Genomic DNA, 17,136 nt, shown 5'->3' on the forward strand with positions numbered 1-17,136 from the left:
GAAATCAAGAATTTAAAGTATTTACAATTCTTAAAATAGTTTTATTCTAAAGTTAATGCACCCAGGATTTCTTCGGATAAAAAAGGGCCTCCAGGATAAGTAGCAGTATAATCAAGGTTTAACCAAATTTGCCCTCGCTCATCTATATGATAATGAAGTTGTTTCTCATTGCTTTCATTTGCAAACAACACATTCTTAATTAGAAAATTTACTTTTTCTAAATCATTTTTGGAACCAATTAATATTTCTGGATAAATATGTCCTTTAGTGTGAATTAACCTCGGAGTTCCACCGATAGATTTTATACTTGCTGCCATTAATATCGAATGATCATCACAATCACCAGAGAAATAGCCTAATGATTCGCTTGCAGTAGCAATGTAATCTCGTTCTTTTGGATCGCTCACATAATTCCATCGTTGATTTATTTCTTTAAATACTGCAAAACATTGAATAATAGTTCTGTAATCAGAATATCCTTTTATGTTCTTGAAATGCTTTGAAGTAGCCATAACCGCAAAATTCCTGATTTTTGGATTCTGATATTCTATAGCATTAATGATTTTTGATTTATTAGGAAAAGGAAGTAGTTTGGCAATAATAATATCTTGTGGATATGGATTGTCAGACATGGAATACATCATTGAATTGTAATCTTCAAAAACACTGTTGAAACCATAATTACCTATCACTGAGCCGTAAAGTAAAACTAATAAATACAATACAATACAAATGAGAATAATCGTTCTGAGGAATCGAAGGATAATTTGAATGGCAACTACCATCACAATAAACAGAACTACTCTGTCAATGTTCAAAAACCAATTGGGATTGATTAAGTTTTGATGCACAATTATAAAAACCGGAATAGCAATCAATATATTCAAAACAAAAATAATAACGTCGTCCCAGGGTTTTTTGACCTGAAATTTTTGTTTAATACCTTGAAAATTAATTTCTTTTATTTTTATCATAGTAACAATAAAAACAGAAATCTAGACTGCTTTTACAATTTTATCAAAAGTACCTTTTTTATTGATAATTTTAAGTTGAAATAGTTGATTTTGAACTTTGTTTAACATTTTTTCGGTTAATGGTTTTTGGGACCATTGTGTTAAAGACAGCCATTCCTGAATATCCTCCATTTTTTGATTGTAATTTGATGCTAAAGTTTTGTCAATATCTGGAATGTCTTTAAATTCGTGTGTAGTTTGATTGATGATTTCTAAAATTTTTGAAATAGTTTTTGGATCTTTTTTCAAAATTTCATCACGCACTGCAATGACAAAACAAGGCCATGGCGTTGGACAATCTGCAATTCTGCGAAAAATTCCTTTATCAACTAAAGGTTTTGTCATGAAACGTTCCCACATAAAATAATCGGCAGTTCCATTGGTTAAAGCTTCAACGGCACCATTAATGGTATTCACAATTTCAAACTGGAGATTATCCGTTTTCCAACCTTGATTATCCGCATTGACATATGCCATTAATTGTGAACCAGAACCTAATCTGGAAATGGCAACTTTGGTATTTTCTAAATCAGCTAATGTCTTATAATTAGATTTTGCCGCCACGTGAATCCCCCAAATTAAAGGGCTTTCCACATACACCTGAACAATTTTGCTTGGATTTCCCGCAATAATATCTTTTACGATTCCTTCAGTCAGGATTACGGCGATATCAGTCTCGCTATTCCGAAGCATTTGGCACATTTTTCCGGTTCCTTCAGGAACATCAGTCCATTGTAAATCGATGTTTTCTTTTTCGAAATCTCCGTTTTCTATCGACAAATGCCAAGGAAGATTAAAATGTTCCGGAACGCCTGCTATTTTTATTGTTGTCATTATAGATTAGGATTTTTTAATTCATACCAATTCCAAGAAACGTTATCCTCTAGATATTGTTCTGTTAAAACCATTCCGATTTTTTGTAAAATTTTATTAGATGCAATATTATCCGTATGAGCCGCTGCACTCATAATTTTGATTTTCATTACATTAAAACCATAATCTAACCATGTAAAACTTGCTTCACTTGCGTATCCTTTTTTCCAAAATTTTTCGTTTAATCGATACCCAATATCATAAAAATCAATTTTATTATTTACAATTTCGGTGTTGTATTTTAATCCGGTCCAACCGATTAATTCATTGGTTTCTTTTAAAATAACAACAAATCTTCCAATATTATTCTGAATGTATTGTTCTCTAACAAATTCTATATAGGAATGTACTTCGCTAATTTCAGTTAAAGGTTTGTTCCAAAGATATTGATGTACATTAGGATTTCTGTCCATTTCAAATAAAGCTTCAGCATCTGACAACAGCATTTCTCTTAAAACTAATCGATCGGTTTCTAAAATAAGATTCATGATATTTACAAAAAAAAGTTGATGGTTAGCGATTTAGCCCTGATCGAAACGGCATCCTTTTGTGCTCATTTTTTTTGAGTACAAAAGATACAGTGTAGAGCAGGAATTAGCTCCTAAAATTACACATTAATATCTTTAAAATTATTCAATCTTGCATAACGAATCATATTGGTGAATGCTTCATGATCCAGTTTTGGTATTTCCAGAATGGAGTTCAATAATGTCGTGTCATATTCATTGGCTTCGGTGATGAGATACGGTTTCAAATGTTTGCCAATGCTCTCGTAATACAATTTTTCGATAGTGTTTTTGTATTTAAAATCTAATGAGCTTTGGATTAAAGTAAAATTAGTGTATCCCACTTCCTTCATTATCAACTGCAATCCTTTTACGATATTAAAACTTTTATCGTTTACAATGTTAAGCTGTTGTATGTCTTCCCTTTCGAAAGTATTTACGATTACTTTTGCTACATAATCAACCGGAATTATGTTTAATCCGGTCTTTTCATTGATGATAAAACGTACATTTTCCTGTTCGTTTTTTCTTTGAGCGGTAAAGTGAAAGAATTTAGCCAAAAGATAAAAAACCATGTATTTTGAAATAAAATAATTACTTTCTTTTCCCAGCATTTTTCCGCCAATAACACTTGGACGCAAGATTTGATACGGTAATCCCAAAGATTTGCATTGTTTTACAACAAAGTTTTCCGAGTGGAATTTGGCATTTTCATATGCGTTTCGATGCTCAGGAATAAAATCTAAATTATGAAAATCATTATCAATAAGTCCTTTTCTTTCGCCCGATGAAAAAGCGGTGCTGATGTAAATAAACTTTTTTATAAAAGGATGAAATAGGTTGAAAAGGGATTTTGTAATTTTAGTATTCTCATCAAAAATTTTCTCCCGTTGCTCTTCATCTGTGGACAAATTCACGTATCCTGCAGAGTGAATAAAATAAGCATCTTTTATCTGGCTTGAAAAAGTATCTTGGATTACAGCTAAATCCGTATCGATGATTTCGATGTATTCGTGCAATTTTGTTATTCCTTTGTCTTTTATAATTTTAGGAGTATAATTGCTGGATAAGAGTTCGTTTACTCTATCTAAGGCAGAGTTTTTTCCTTTATTTCTTGCAATAATAAAAAGTTTCCCCCCGATTTTCTTATTTATAAAAAGTTCCAAAATTTCATACATAATATGAGAACCTAAAACTCCTGTAGCACCTGTAAGTATTATTTTCATTATCGTTTTGTTGTAAAAGCAAAGGTAGTTTTAAATACTAAATATTTCAGGTTTAAAGTCGCATCGGGTTTTTGAAATCGTTCATCAATAATTATCAATCTTTTGCTTTCAAATTGGAAATAACGATTCGGTAGCCATCAGGATCAAGGAACATTTTACCTCCCGAAACTTCGGGATCATTCCAATATGGATTTTTTGAAGTTATGATTGAAATTTTATACTCTAAAATCTTTTCCATTAAATTATTATATTCTAAAATAGTTTCAGGATAGAGTACTAAAATATCATCTTCATCAAAATGATGATCGGCTTTTTCGCTGGATTTTGTAAATTCAAAATGCCAATCTAAATTTGGTTTTCCAATGAAAATCCCATCATAAGTAACATGATTTTCAAAACTTCCAAGTAAATCAAACCCCAAAATATCAATATAAAGGAATTTAATCTTTTCTAAATCGTTGGTATGTCTGGCAAATCGTAGGTTCATAGTTTTTTATATTTCATTATAAAGGATTCATTATTCTCTGTAATCACTTTAAATCCAATAGTATCATAAAGTTTTTTTGCCTTATTTTCCTTTAGGACACTTAATGTAACAGACAATTTTTCACCAGATAATTTTTCAATGATCGATTTGATAATTTTTTGTCCAATACCTTTACCTTGATGTAGTGGCTCAATTTGAATTTGTATTATTTCAATATTGCTTTGATGTTCGAGTATTTTTAAAAGACCAATTTTTCGATTCTTTAAAAGAATAATTTTTGCTTGATCAAATTTAAACATAATTCTGTTTAAATGATTTTCGTCGCTTACATCAATACCTGAATTGATTAGATGCTCATTCATTGTTTTTCTTCTTAACCAAAGAAGGTATTCAATGTCTGAGTTTAAACATTTTCTATATGTCAATTCAATTTCATCCATTTTTTTAGCCTCGATATCAAAATCAGAATTTAATTTTTAGCCAATTTATCCAACGTGTATGCGATCAGTTCATCGACCGCTTTATAAGGATCTTCACTAAAAGTTCCTGAAGCCCGATTGGCAATTATAGCGTTTAATGACAATGCATGATGTCCTAAAAGTGCCGAGAGACCATATATAGCAGCGGTTTCCATTTCGAGATTGGTGATTTTATTTCCTTCAAAACTAAAATTATCCATTTTAGAATTCAATGCTTCGTCTTGAATATTCAAACGCAACACACGTCCTTGTGGACCGTAAAAACCTCCGGCTGTTGCGGTAATTCCTTTATGCATTTTGTCGCTTTCTATCATTTTTTCCAATTTTTCAGAACACGAAATCACATACGGTTTTCCTTTTCGTAAGTCCCAATTGGTGTGTTTTATAAAAGCATTTTCGATTTCAATATTCGAAACTTCATCAATCAAATAGGAGCGGAGCATGTTGTCTAGGCCTAGTCCAAATGTAGACATCACAAAACTGTCCACGGGAATATCAGCTTGTAAAGAGCCAGAAGTTCCAATGCGGATGATGTTTAGTGAAGTAAGATTTTCTTTGGGTTGACGCGTTTTTAAATCAATATTAACCAAAGCATCTAATTCATTCATGACAATATCAATATTATCTGGACCAATTCCAGTTGACATCACGGTAATTCGTTTGCCTTTGAAAATTCCTGTTTGAGTTTTGAATTCTCTTTTTTGAGTAGAAAATTCGATGCTATCAAAAAACTGCGTGATTTTTTCCACACGATTTTGATCACCAACAAAGATGATATCATGCGCAATGTGTTCCGGTCTTAAATTCAAATGGTAGACGCTTCCGTCTGGATTTAATATTAATTCGGATGATTGTATCATACTAAACGGTTTATTCCTCACCCCAACCCTCTCCAAAGGAGAGGGAGCCAGTACCGGATATTGATTATTTTTTTGTTTCAAGTTGCCCAACTGAACACTAATTACTGAACACTGAACACTTTTTCTAGCCTCCGACGCGTTTTACTTTAAAACCTTTAGCTTTTAAAATAGTCATAATTTTGTCACGATAATCACCTTGTATGATGATGGAATCGTCTTTGAAAGTTCCACCAACACTTAATTTGGTTTTAATTTCTTTGGCAAGAATTTTAAAATCCTCGTCTGTTCCTTCATAACCCTCAATTATAGTTGTAGCTTTTCCTTTTCGTTTTTCGAATTTGCAGATCATGGGTTCTTTTTGAACGTATAATTCGTGTGCAACTTCATCAATTTCTTCTTCTGGCGATACTTCGTGATTTGGAAAAAGGTTTTTTAATTGGTCTTTTAAGTCCATATTATGTATGTTTTTGAACGCAGATAACACGGATTTTACGGATTATCGCAGATTTTAAATAGTAAAAACAAAAGACATTAAGTATACACTCAATGTCTTTTATTAATTGACGTAAATTTAAGTTTTATTTTTTGATTAATCCCAAATCTACCAAGCGCTCATATAAATAAGCTCCCGCAGTAATATCTTCGAATTTTTTTGGGTTTTCCGCATCAATACAATTTTCCAAACAATCCAATTTCATATCGCTTACCGGATGCATAAAAAACGGAATAGAATAACGTGAGGTTCCCCACAATTCTCTAGGAGGATTCACTACTTGATGAATTGTAGATTTCAACTTGTCATTGGTGTGACGCGATAACATATCTCCAACATTGATTACCAATTCATCTGATTCAGCGATGGCATCAATCCATTCACCATCGTGATTTTGCACTTGCAATCCTTTTCCTTGAGCACCCATTAATAAAGTAATTAAGTTGATGTCACCGTGTGCAGCAGCACGAATAGCATTTGCTGGCTCAGCCGTAATGGGTGGATAATGAATAGGTCTTAAGATAGAATTCCCTTCTTTGGCATAATTATCAAAATAAAATTCATCCAAACCAAGGTGTAAAGCCAAAGCTCTCAGGACATAAACGCCTGTTTTTTCCAGCATTTGATAAGCTTCTTTACCTACAACATTAAAACGAGGCAATTCTTTTACTTCAACATTTTCAGGGTATTCTGAAGCATATTTGGAATCTTTGGATACATATTGTCCAAAGTGCCAAAACTCTTTCAAATCCCCTTCTTTCCTGCCTTTGGCGTGCTCCGTTCCAAAAGAAACATAGCCTCTTTGTCCGCCGATTCCAGGAATTTCATAACTGCGTTTTGTTTCTAATGGCAAAGAGAAAAAATTTCTGATTCCACCATACAATTCAGCAACCAATTGGTCGTCTAAAAAATGCCCTTTGAGTGCTACGAAGCCAATATCTTCAAATGCACTTCCGATTTCATTTACAAATTTTTGTTTACGTTTCGGGTCGTCCGAAAGGAAATCACGCAAGTCAACACTAGGAATGTTTTGCATACTTTTAAAATATTTTTTTATAACTTACAACGTCTAAAAACCTTGCAGATACAAATGTAAAGAATAATTTTCTATCTGGATTTTAAAATTCGCAAACAAATTAAAAAAATATAACAAAAAAACATCAAACTGTTATATTTTTTTATCTTTGAACCATACATTAAAAAAGAAAAAATGACCTTTGACAGAAAAAATCTTACTGACGCTCAATTATTAGATTTATATAAAAGAATACTGAAGCCAAGACTGATAGAAGAAAAAATGTTGATACTTATACGTCAGGGAAAAGTATCCAAATGGTTTTCTGGAATTGGTCAAGAGGCTATTTCTGTTGGCGTTACGGCAGTTTTAGATTCTGATGAGTATATTTTGCCAATGCATAGAAATCTAGGTGTTTTTACAGGAAGAAACATTCCTTTATACCGACTTTTTTCTCAATGGCAGGGCAAAGCCAATGGTTTTACCAAAGGTCGTGATCGAAGTTTTCACTTTGGAACACAACAATATAAGATTATTGGAATGATTTCGCATTTGGGACCTCAATTAGGAGTGGCTGACGGAATCGCTTTGGCCAATAAATTAAAACAAAACGGAAAAGTTACTGCTGTTTTTACTGGTGAAGGTGCTACCAGTGAAGGCGATTTTCATGAAGCATTAAATATCGCTTCCGTTTGGGAATTGCCAGTCCTGTTCGTGATAGAGAATAACGGATATGGACTTTCGACACCTACCAATGAACAATACCGTTGCGAAAACCTAGCTGATAAAGGAAAAGGATACGGAATGGAAAGTCATATTGTTGATGGAAATAACATTCTTGAAGTCTATAATTTGTTGTCAGAATTGAAAGCTTCGATGATAGAAAAACCGCGCCCTGTTTTATTGGAATTCAAAACCTTCAGAATGCGCGGACATGAAGAGGCGAGTGGAACCAAATATGTTCCGCAAGAACTTATGGATATGTGGGCAATTAAAGATCCTGTAGAGAATTATAGAAAATACTTATCTGAAAATGGTATTCTTACAGCCGATTTTGATACTGCTATACATGCTGAAATTAAGGCAGCTATTGATGAGAGTTTGGCTGTCGCCAATGCCGAACCAGAAATAGAAGCTTCTTTAAGTGAAGAGCTAAATGACGTTTATAAACCCTATACATTTGAGATAGTTAATCCATCAGAAGAAAAAGAAAATATCCGTTTTATAGATGCTATTTCAAACAGTTTACGTGAATCGATGGAACGCCACGAAAACTCAGTAATCATGGGTCAGGATATTGCGGAATATGGCGGTGCTTTCAAAATTACAGATGGGTTTGTAGCTCAGTTTGGTAAAGATCGGGTTATCAATACACCAATTTGTGAAAGTGCAGTGGTTTCAGCAGCAATGGGATTGTCTATCAATGGGTATAAAGCGATTGTGGAAATGCAGTTTGCTGATTTTGTTTCGACAGGATTTAATCCAATTGTCAATTTACTGGCCAAATCACATTACCGTTGGTTAGAAAAAGCAGATGTTGTTATTCGGATGCCTTGTGGCGGAGGAACGCAGGCAGGTCCGTTCCACTCTCAAACCAATGAAGCTTGGTTTACCAAAACTCCGGGTCTAAAAGTTGTTTATCCAGCATTTCCGTATGATGCAAAAGGGCTTTTAAACACTTCTATCAATGATCCCAATCCGGTATTATTCTTTGAACATAAACAATTATACAGAAGTGTGTACCAAAATGTACCAAAAGATTATTATACCATTCCATTAGGAAAAGCGGCTTTATTAAAAGAAGGAAATGATGTTACTATTATATCTTTTGGAGCAGCGGTGCACTGGGCCTTGGAAACATTAGAAAAAAATCCTGAAATTTCAGCTGATTTACTCGATTTGAGAACCTTACAGCCTTTGGATACCGAAGCAATTTTCAGATCGGTAAAGAAAACAGGGAGAGTGCTAATTTATCAGGAAGATTCTATGTTTGGGGGAGTTGCGAGTGATATTTCGGCAATGATAATGGAAAATTGTTTCAAATACCTTGACGCTCCAGTAAAACGCGTGGCGAGTTTAGACACGCCAATTCCGTTTACAAAAGCATTGGAAGATCAATATTTGCCGAAAGGCAGATTCGAAAAAGATTTGAAACAACTTTTGGAATACTAATAGTGGAACTTTTAATAGGTTATTTTTAGAATTTTCATTTTAAAAATAACCTAATATCCAATAGATTATTATAATTAGTGAAAATTAGTGAAATTCGTGGCTGAAATTTTGTCTGAATATTTGTGTCCAGACGGGTACTGTAAACCTCCGTTTTTATTACACAAAATTTTATCGATTACTCAATTTAGCTTTTTCCTTAATAATGTCACTGATTTTTCGGTTTTCGATTTTACTTTCTAGCCAGGAGATGATGTCAAGATAAAGAAAAGCTCTTTTTTCGTACTTGTTTTTTTCCAATTCTATAAATCGCTCTCTCATTTTTACAAATTCTTTTTTGATATCACTAGGGTAAATGGAATTTAAGTTTTTCATGAATTTGATGATTTCCTTTTGGACTTCATGCAAATCATTCATTTTCAACAAAAATTTATAGGTGTTTTTCAATTGGTTTTCCAAGTAATAATCCTTGCCTAATTCATAATGAGCTATCAGACAAAGAATTCGGGAAAAACACATTAAATCTTCCCGCATCGTAAGATTTTTGTTGTTTATGATTTTCTCTAAATAAAATATGGATTCCGTGTATTTTTCGTTACCGAAATAAATAGAGGCTATTTTATAATAAAACAACATTTCGTGATGTTCATCAAGATGTTCACTGTGTATTTTTAATTTATCTAAAACTTCAGGAATTAAGTATTCGCTTTCAGCAAAAGTGCCTTCCAGAATATGATAATTTAATTTGTTATTATATAAATATAGGAATGATAAAGATGCTATATTATCGTTAACAGGAAAGCGTGGATCTTTGATGGTTTCTTCCAGACGTAATAAATATTTTTTGAATTTTGTTTTGTATTTGAGCATATATAAAGACTCCAATAAATAATGATTTCCTTTTAAGAAAAACACAGGATTAAGATAAATCATATTGGGGTTGTCATAAAAAAGGGTAACCCACTTATAGGCATATTTATAGCTGGCTAAAAAGTCCTGAACTAGAAAACTATGCCAAAGATTGGCATTGTAAAACCAATACTTTTCACGAAATCCAAATTTTTTCTCATCAAATTTAGAAATGTGTTTATTGAAATAGTCGTCTATATATTTATATTCCTCGTCACTTTTTACATAACCCGTTTTGAGCATAATACCATACAACTGCAGGGATAAATTAGATAATTTACTGGAAATAGTATTGCGATAATTTAACTCTTTGGCCTGAATAACTAATTCATCGGCGCGTCCCTGGATGCTTCGTGTAATGTACTGGGATTCAATTAATTTTTCAAATTCTACAATCTCATACGCCATGAGTTTTTCGTCATTTTCTAATGCCAGAATCTTTGTTTTATCCAAGATTTTTAAGCTTTGCTTGTACAAACCTTTATTGTACAATATGGTAGCAAAATCAATTTGTTCTCTTAACTGATACCTAATGTTTTGACTCGGAATATTCAATCTAATACTCACTAAAATTTGTTTGTATAAATAGGACTTTAGGTTGGATAATTGTACTTTTTTGATGATACCACTTTTCAAAATAAGCTTCTCATCATACACTTCTGATTTGTCTAAAATGTTGAATAATTCGATGAATTTTGTATTTGAACTCGTCTCGAGTCGGCTTGCAAAAATCTTAAATTGTCTTTTTTCAGACTTTGAAAGGGATTTTATTAATACAAATAAGAAATCTTTTTGATGGTTAGCCATTGTAATATATTGTAACTTAATTAGTTGTTAATCAGTAACTTATAAAGTATTAATTCTCTTTATAAGCAGTATATTTCGTTAAAACGAATTTTATATTAAAGTAATGAAATATAAATTTGTTATTGAGATGTGAAATTACATTAAATAAATGAAAATGAATAGAGAGAAAGTTCAAATTTTTGATACCACTTTACGAGATGGAGAACAGGTCCCGGGATGTAAATTAGATACCAATCAAAAACTCGTTATAGCAAATCGCTTAGACGAAATGGGTGTTGACATTATAGAAGCTGGTTTTCCTGTTTCTAGTCCAGGTGATTTTTTGTCTGTTTCTGAAATTAGTAAGATTGTAAAAAATGCGACTGTTTGTGGTTTAACCAGAGCGGTAAAAAATGATATTGATGTTGCTGCAGCTGCCTTAAAACATGCTAAAAAACCTCGTATTCATACTGGAATCGGAACTTCAAATTCACATATAATACATAAATTAAATACCACCAGAGAAGATATTATCGCCAGAGCAAAATTTGCAGTTTCACATGCCAAATCGTATGTTGAAGATGTAGAATTTTATGCTGAAGATGCTGGTAGAACTGATAATGATTTCTTGGCAAGAGTTTGCGAAGAAGTAATAAAATCGGGTGCTACAGTACTTAATATACCTGATACTACAGGATATTGCTTGCCTGAAGAATATGGAGCAAAAATAAAATACCTAAAAGAAAATGTAAAAGGTATTGAAAATGTTATTCTTTCTTGTCATTGTCATAATGATTTAGGAATGGCTACAGCTAATTCTATTGCTGGAGCTGTAAACGGAGCAAGACAAATAGAATGTACAATAAATGGAATAGGAGAAAGAGCCGGAAACACTGCACTTGAAGAAGTAGTAATGATTTTTAAACAACATCCTTATTTGAATCTGTACACTGATATCAATACGAAACAGTTGAACGAAATGAGTCGTTTAGTTTCAGAAAGTATGGGAATGATGGTGCAACCTAATAAAGCGATTGTTGGTGCTAATGCTTTTGCACACAGTTCAGGAATTCATCAGGACGGTGTGATTAAAAACAGAGCAACTTATGAAATCATGGATCCTTTGGATGTAGGGGTCAATGAGTCTTCAATAGTTCTTACTGCAAGAAGTGGTAGAGCTGCATTGGCTTACAGAGCAAAAAAAGTAGGATATGAACTTACTAAAGTACAATTGGATGTCGTTTATATTGAGTTCTTAAAATTTGCCGATATCAAAAAAGAAGTTTTAGATGATGATATTCATCAAATTATTGAAGCTTGTAAAATACAAAGTGATTTAATAAGAAGCTAATAAAAGCACTATTTACAGCACTATTTACATAATAGTATAACTTTATATAAAAAAACTAAACCATGAATTTAAAAATAGCAGTACTGCCAGGAGATGGAATAGGACCAGAGGTGACCTTACAGGCAAAGAAAGCTTTATATGCTATAGGTGTAGTATATGATCATGAATTTATTTTTGAAGATGCTCTTATGGGAGCTGTTGCTATAGATAAAACCGGAAACCCTCTTCCGGAACAAACCCTTAACCTTTGCCTTAATACGGATGCTGTTTTGTTTGGCGCAATTGGTGATCCAAAATACGACAACAATCCTGATGCTAAAGTACGTCCTGAGCAGGGATTATTAAAATTGAGAAAAGAATTAGGTCTTTTTGCAAATATCCGACCTATAAAACCATATAAGTCATTATTAGATTCTTCTCCTTTAAAAAGAGAAATAATCGAAGGTGCAGATTTTACTATTTTCAGAGAACTTACCGGGGGTGTTTATTTTGGTGAGAAAAAATTGAACGATGCGGGTACCATCGCTTCTGATTTATGTGAATATTCAGAAGAAGAAATCACCAGAATTACTCATTTGGCGTTTAAAGCAGCACAAAATAGACGTAAAAAAGTAACAATGGTGGATAAAGCCAATGTGCTTGAAACTTCTCGATTATGGAGAAAAGTTGTCAAAAATGTAAGCGAAAGTTATCCGGATGTAGCATTGGATTTTCTTTTTGTTGATAATGCAGCGATGCAAATTATTTTAAATCCAAAACAATTTGATGTCATTTTAACTGAAAATTTATTTGGAGATATTTTATCTGATGAAGCTAGTGTAATAACAGGTTCTATTGGATTATTGGCTTCGGCATCATTAGGAAATAAAAATGCACTTTTTGAACCAATTCATGGTTCTTATCCGCAAGCAAAAGGAAAAAATATTGCTAATCCAATCGCTTCAGTATTATCAGCAGCAATGCTTTTGGAACATTTTGGACTTCATAAAGAAGCTAAAAAAGTATATGAAGCAGTAGAAAAAGCGATTGAATATAATGTGGTAACAATAGATTTGAAAGCAGATTCTAAATTTGGTACAAACGAAGTTGGAGATTTTATTTCGAATGTCATTTTAAGCAAAGATGATTTATATTTTAAAAGTGACAACGTCCAGATAGGACAATCGACTATTGTTTAACAAAACAATAATCAAAAGTGCATTTAATAATTGAAAAAGTGCTATAATTTTAAGGTTCTATTTTTTTGTTCTATTTGTTTTTCATATTTTTGAAGCAAATAAAAAAAATGAAAATCGTAACTATTATTTCTTCAATTATTAATGTCAATGTGGTAATCACATATGCAGCAGGAATGTTATAGATATAATTAAAAAAATATTTAAAACCTTCCAATTATATTGGAAGGTTTTTTTTTGGAATGAATTTAAAATACACAAACAAACATATAATGGAATTAAATAAATACAGCAAGACCATAACACAAGATGAAACACAACCTGCAGCGCAAGCTATGCTGTACGGAATTGGATTAACAGAAGAGGATTTGAAAAAAGCGCAAGTAGGAATCGTAAGCATGGGTTATGAAGGAAATCCTTGTAATATGCACTTGAATGATTTAGCAAAAGATGTTAAATCAGGAGTTTGGGCAGAAGATTTGGTTGGGTTAATTTTTAATACTATCGGTGTAAGTGATGGTATTTCAAACGGTACTGACGGTATGCGTTTTTCATTGGTTTCTAGAGATGTAATTGCTGATTCTATCGAAACAGTTATGGGAGCACAATGGTATGACGCCATGATTGCAGTTGTGGGTTGTGATAAAAATATGCCAGGTTCTGTCATGGCTATGGGAAGAGTTAATCGTCCTGCAATAATGGTTTATGGAGGGTCGATCCATTCTGGAAAATGGAAAGGAGAATCACTTAATATTGTTTCTGCTTTTGAAGCGTTAGGAAAAAAATTCAACAATACAATTACACCTGAGGATTTTAAAGGAGTAATACAAAACGCTTGTCCAGGTGCTGGTGCATGTGGAGGAATGTATACCGCAAACACCATGTCATCTGCAATTGAAGCTTTGGGAATGAGTTTACCTTATAGTTCATCGAACCCCGCTTTAAGTCAAGAGAAAAAGCAAGAATGTTTGGATGCAGGTAAAGCTATCCGAATTTTACTAGAAAAAGATATCAAACCAAAGGATATTATGACTAAAAAATCCTTTGAAAACGCGATTACCATGGTGGCAGTTTTAGGAGGTTCCACTAATGCGGTTATGCATTTAATTGCTATGGCACATTCTGTTGATATTGAAATCACATTAAAAGATTTTCAAGACATAAGTGATAAAACTCCATTGCTTGCTGATTTAAAACCAAGTGGTAAATATTTAATGGAAGATTTACATGAAGTAGGAGGAGTTCCTGCTGTAATGAAATATTTGTTGAAAGAAGGATTCCTTCACGGTGATTGTTTGACAGTAACGGGTAAAACATTGGCTGAAAATTTAGCAGCTGTACCTGATTTGCAAGATGGACAAGAAGTGATTCATGAAATCCAAAAAGCATTGAAAGCAAGTGGAAACATTCAGATTTTGTACGGAAACTTAGCTTCAGAAGGTTGTGTGGCTAAAATTAGTGGAAATGAAGGAGAATATTTTGAAGGAACTGCAGTAGTATTCGAAAATGAATTTGATGTTATTCCTGGTGTTCAAAGTGGCTTAGTAAAACCTGGAGACGTTGTCGTCATTAGATATTGTGGTCCAAAAGGTGGTCCGGGAATGCCTGAGATGCTTAAACCTACATCGGCTATTATGGGTGCAGGACTTGGAAAAAGAGTTGCTTTGATTACAGATGGTAGATTCTCTGGAGGCTCACATGGTTTCGTAGTAGGTCATATTACTCCAGAAGCCTTTGATGGTGGAGGAATTGCATTGGTCAAGAATGGAGATGTCATTACTATTGATGCTATAAATAATACCATCAATTTAAAAATTTCTGACGAAGAATTTGCTAAAAGAAAAGCGAATTGGGTTCAACCCGCTTTGAAAGCAACAAAAGGAGTTTTATTGAAATATGCAAGATCGGTCTCGAGCGCTTCAACAGGATGTGTGACCGATAAATAATCCCCCTAACCCCCGAAGGGGGGAATAATAAATAGGTTTGGACTTTTATTTGAAAGTAAAAAATAGGAATACTATATCAGTCTCGGCTCACTCTCCTTTGGAGAGTCCCGAAGTTTCGGGAGGGATGAGGAAAAATAATAAACGTACCCATGGGAACAAATAAAATATCAGGCGCAGAAGCCGTTATTAGATGCTTATTAGAAGAAGGAGTAGACTTGGTTTATGGTTATCCCGGTGGTGCCATAATGCCTGTTTACGATGAATTATATAAATTTCAAGATCAATTACAGCATGTTTTAGTTCGTCACGAACAAGGGGCAACTCATGCGGCTCAGGGATTTGCAAGAGCAACAGGGAAAGTTGGAGTGGCAATAGCTACTTCAGGTCCCGGAGCAACAAATCTTGTAACTGGTATTGCCGATGCTCAGATTGATTCTACTCCAATGGTTTGTATTACAGGCCAGGTAGGAAAGCATTTATTAGGTTCAGATGCATTTCAGGAAACCGATATTATTGGAATTTCGACTCCGGTTACCAAATGGAATTATCAAATTACTGAAGCACATGAAATACCTGAAATCATTGCAAAAGCATTTTATATTGCAAGATCAGGTCGTCCGGGTCCAGTTTTGATTGATATTACAAAAAATGCTCAATTTGACGAAATTGAATTTAGTTATAAAAAGTGTACCAGCATTAGAAGTTATAATCCAAGGCCAACTTTAGATATTGAAAAAATTAAAGAGGCTGCGGAACTAATCAATAATGCAAAAAAACCATATATTGTTTTTGGTCAGGGAATCATTCTTGGTGAAGCCGAAGAACAATTAAAAGCATTAGTTGAAAAATCAGGAATACCTGCTGCTTGGACTATTTTAGGACTTTCGGCATTGCCAACGGATCACCCGTTGAATGTGGGAATGTTAGGAATGCACGGAAATTATGGTCCTAATTTGTTAACAAACGAATGTGATGTTTTGATAGCACTTGGAATGCGTTTTGATGATCGTGTTACAGGAAATTTAGCTACTTATGCGAAACAGGCCAAAGTAATTCACTTTGAAATTGATCCATCGGAGATAGATAAAAATGTAAAGACAACTGTGGCTGTTTTAGCTGATGTTAAAGAATCTCTGACTGCTTTACTTCCTTTTATCAAAAGTAATACACATGAATCTTGGCACAATGAATTCAAAGAAATGTATAAAATTGAATTGGAAGCAGTAATCAATGACGAGTTAAAACCTAAGAAAGAAGGAATTTCTATGGGTGAAACTATCGAAATGATTAATAAACATTCTAAAGGTGATGCGATTATGGTTTCGGATGTGGGGCAACACCAAATGTTTGCTTGTCGTTATGCCAAATTCAATTCAACAAAAAGTAACGTAACTTCAGGTGGTTTAGGAACCATGGGATTTGCTTTACCAGCTGCAATTGGTGCCAAAATGGGAATGCCGGAACGTGAAGTGGTTGCTATTATTGGTGATGGTGGTTTTCAAATGACGATTCAGGAATTAGGAACTATTTTTCAAACTAAAGTTCCTGTGAAAATTGTAGTCTTGAACAACGAATTTTTAGGAATGGTACGTCAGTGGCAACAATTGTTTTTTGACAAAAGATATGCTTCAACTGAAATGATCAATCCTAATTTTATAGCGATTGCTGAAGGCTATTATATTAAAGCCAAAAAAGTGACCAAAAGAGAAGATTTAGATGCGGCCGTTGCTGAAATGATGGCTTCAAAAGAATCGTATTTCCTTGAAGTTATGGTAGAAAAAGAAAATAATGTATTCCCAATGATTCCAACAGGAGCATCGGTTTCTGATATGCGATTAAGTTAATATT

The 17,136-nt window shown here is 33.4% G+C and carries 15 protein-coding genes; 5 read left to right on the forward strand and 10 right to left on the reverse strand.

What is annotated here, in order from left to right; genetic code table 11:
* Positions 1 to 41: 41 nt before the first annotated feature.
* The 9 genes from ACNO7W_RS14120 to ACNO7W_RS14160 form a co-directional block, all read right to left on the reverse strand.
* Entirely contained in the window at positions 42 to 974 is a 933-nt protein-coding gene (locus tag ACNO7W_RS14120; RefSeq protein ID WP_417938616.1) for a transglutaminase, read from the reverse strand.
* Between the two features lie 21 nt (positions 975 to 995).
* Positions 996 to 1,847 (reverse strand): substrate-binding domain-containing protein, encoded by an 852-nt coding sequence (locus ACNO7W_RS14125; RefSeq protein ID WP_417938617.1) that lies wholly within the window; start codon positions 1,845 to 1,847, stop codon positions 996 to 998.
* Positions 1,847 to 2,374, reverse strand: a complete 528-nt coding sequence (locus tag ACNO7W_RS14130; RefSeq protein ID WP_417938618.1) for a GNAT family N-acetyltransferase — start codon at positions 2,372 to 2,374, stop codon at positions 1,847 to 1,849. Before ACNO7W_RS14130 ends, ACNO7W_RS14125 begins: the two co-directional genes overlap by 1 nt.
* Positions 2,375 to 2,493: 119 nt before the next feature.
* Positions 2,494 to 3,618, reverse strand: a complete 1,125-nt coding sequence (locus ACNO7W_RS14135) for an SDR family oxidoreductase (RefSeq protein ID WP_417938619.1) — start codon at positions 3,616 to 3,618, stop codon at positions 2,494 to 2,496.
* A gap of 94 nt (positions 3,619 to 3,712) precedes the next feature.
* Entirely contained in the window at positions 3,713 to 4,105 is a 393-nt protein-coding gene (locus tag ACNO7W_RS14140) for a VOC family protein (RefSeq protein ID WP_417938620.1), read from the reverse strand.
* Entirely contained in the window at positions 4,102 to 4,545 is a 444-nt protein-coding gene (locus ACNO7W_RS14145; protein ID WP_417938621.1) for a GNAT family N-acetyltransferase, read from the reverse strand. Before ACNO7W_RS14145 ends, ACNO7W_RS14140 begins: the two co-directional genes overlap by 4 nt.
* A 29-nt stretch (positions 4,546 to 4,574) precedes the next feature.
* On the reverse strand, positions 4,575 to 5,444 hold the full coding sequence (locus ACNO7W_RS14150; RefSeq protein WP_417938622.1) for a nucleoside phosphorylase: 870 nt from the start codon (positions 5,442 to 5,444) through the stop codon (positions 4,575 to 4,577).
* A 124-nt stretch (positions 5,445 to 5,568) separates the two neighbouring features.
* A complete protein-coding gene (locus ACNO7W_RS14155) occupies positions 5,569 to 5,898 on the reverse strand; it encodes a translation initiation factor (RefSeq protein ID WP_143388515.1) in 330 nt (109 codons plus the stop codon).
* 124 nt (positions 5,899 to 6,022) lie between these two features.
* Positions 6,023 to 6,973: an isopenicillin N synthase family dioxygenase gene (locus tag ACNO7W_RS14160; protein ID WP_417938623.1), complete on the reverse strand. Its 951-nt coding sequence runs from the start codon at positions 6,971 to 6,973 to the stop codon at positions 6,023 to 6,025.
* Between the two features lie 174 nt (positions 6,974 to 7,147).
* Here ACNO7W_RS14160 and ACNO7W_RS14165 point away from each other — a divergent pair, with 174 nt between their 5' ends.
* The gene (locus ACNO7W_RS14165; protein WP_417938624.1) at positions 7,148 to 9,124 is read left to right on the forward strand and encodes an alpha-ketoacid dehydrogenase subunit alpha/beta; all 1,977 of its coding nucleotides are present in this window, start codon (positions 7,148 to 7,150) and stop codon (positions 9,122 to 9,124) included.
* A gap of 168 nt (positions 9,125 to 9,292) precedes the next feature.
* Here the strand turns inward: ACNO7W_RS14165 and ACNO7W_RS14170 are convergent, their stop codons facing one another.
* Entirely contained in the window at positions 9,293 to 10,837 is a 1,545-nt protein-coding gene (locus ACNO7W_RS14170) for a hypothetical protein (protein ID WP_417938625.1), read from the reverse strand.
* Positions 10,838 to 10,991: 154 nt separating this feature from the next.
* Here ACNO7W_RS14170 and ACNO7W_RS14175 point away from each other — a divergent pair, with 154 nt between their 5' ends.
* The 4 genes from ACNO7W_RS14175 (at position 10,992) to ilvB (ending at position 17,132) form a co-directional block, all read left to right on the forward strand.
* Positions 10,992 to 12,167 (forward strand): 2-isopropylmalate synthase, encoded by a 1,176-nt coding sequence (locus tag ACNO7W_RS14175; RefSeq protein WP_082014141.1) that lies wholly within the window; start codon positions 10,992 to 10,994, stop codon positions 12,165 to 12,167.
* Positions 12,168 to 12,229: 62 nt separating this feature from the next.
* Complete coding sequence (gene leuB / locus ACNO7W_RS14180; protein WP_417938626.1) at positions 12,230 to 13,345, forward strand: 3-isopropylmalate dehydrogenase; 1,116 nt, start codon at positions 12,230 to 12,232, stop codon at positions 13,343 to 13,345.
* A 269-nt stretch (positions 13,346 to 13,614) separates the two neighbouring features.
* Positions 13,615 to 15,288 carry a dihydroxy-acid dehydratase gene (gene ilvD / locus ACNO7W_RS14185; protein WP_417938627.1) on the forward strand — a complete coding sequence of 558 codons (1,674 nt, stop codon included), beginning with the start codon at positions 13,615 to 13,617 and terminating at the stop codon, positions 15,286 to 15,288.
* Between the two features lie 149 nt (positions 15,289 to 15,437).
* Positions 15,438 to 17,132, forward strand: coding sequence for a biosynthetic-type acetolactate synthase large subunit (gene ilvB, locus ACNO7W_RS14190; RefSeq protein ID WP_417938628.1), 1,695 nt, complete (start codon positions 15,438 to 15,440; stop codon positions 17,130 to 17,132).
* Positions 17,133 to 17,136 lie beyond the last annotated feature (4 nt).

It is taken from the genome of Flavobacterium sp. ZB4R12, assembly GCF_048276375.1.
In the GTDB taxonomy this organism is placed as follows: domain Bacteria; phylum Bacteroidota; class Bacteroidia; order Flavobacteriales; family Flavobacteriaceae; genus Flavobacterium; species Flavobacterium gawalongense.

Coding starts and splice junctions, on each gene's coding strand:
- ACNO7W_RS14120 (WP_417938616.1), bottom strand. CDS start 974: ATGATAAAAATAAAAGAAATTAATTTTCAAGGTATTAAACAAAAATTT.
- ACNO7W_RS14125 (WP_417938617.1), bottom strand. CDS start 1,847: ATGACAACAATAAAAATAGCAGGCGTTCCGGAACATTTTAATCTTCCT.
- ACNO7W_RS14130 (WP_417938618.1), bottom strand. CDS start 2,374: ATGAATCTTATTTTAGAAACCGATCGATTAGTTTTAAGAGAAATGCTG.
- ACNO7W_RS14135 (WP_417938619.1), bottom strand. CDS start 3,618: ATGAAAATAATACTTACAGGTGCTACAGGAGTTTTAGGTTCTCATATT.
- ACNO7W_RS14140 (WP_417938620.1), bottom strand. CDS start 4,105: ATGAACCTACGATTTGCCAGACATACCAACGATTTAGAAAAGATTAAA.
- ACNO7W_RS14145 (WP_417938621.1), bottom strand. CDS start 4,545: ATGGATGAAATTGAATTGACATATAGAAAATGTTTAAACTCAGACATT.
- ACNO7W_RS14150 (WP_417938622.1), bottom strand. CDS start 5,444: ATGATACAATCATCCGAATTAATATTAAATCCAGACGGAAGCGTCTAC.
- ACNO7W_RS14155 (WP_143388515.1), bottom strand. CDS start 5,898: ATGGACTTAAAAGACCAATTAAAAAACCTTTTTCCAAATCACGAAGTA.
- ACNO7W_RS14160 (WP_417938623.1), bottom strand. CDS start 6,973: ATGCAAAACATTCCTAGTGTTGACTTGCGTGATTTCCTTTCGGACGAC.
- ACNO7W_RS14165 (WP_417938624.1), top strand. CDS start 7,148: ATGACCTTTGACAGAAAAAATCTTACTGACGCTCAATTATTAGATTTA.
- ACNO7W_RS14170 (WP_417938625.1), bottom strand. CDS start 10,837: ATGGCTAACCATCAAAAAGATTTCTTATTTGTATTAATAAAATCCCTT.
- ACNO7W_RS14175 (WP_082014141.1), top strand. CDS start 10,992: ATGAATAGAGAGAAAGTTCAAATTTTTGATACCACTTTACGAGATGGA.
- leuB (WP_417938626.1), top strand. CDS start 12,230: ATGAATTTAAAAATAGCAGTACTGCCAGGAGATGGAATAGGACCAGAG.
- ilvD (WP_417938627.1), top strand. CDS start 13,615: ATGGAATTAAATAAATACAGCAAGACCATAACACAAGATGAAACACAA.
- ilvB (WP_417938628.1), top strand. CDS start 15,438: ATGGGAACAAATAAAATATCAGGCGCAGAAGCCGTTATTAGATGCTTA.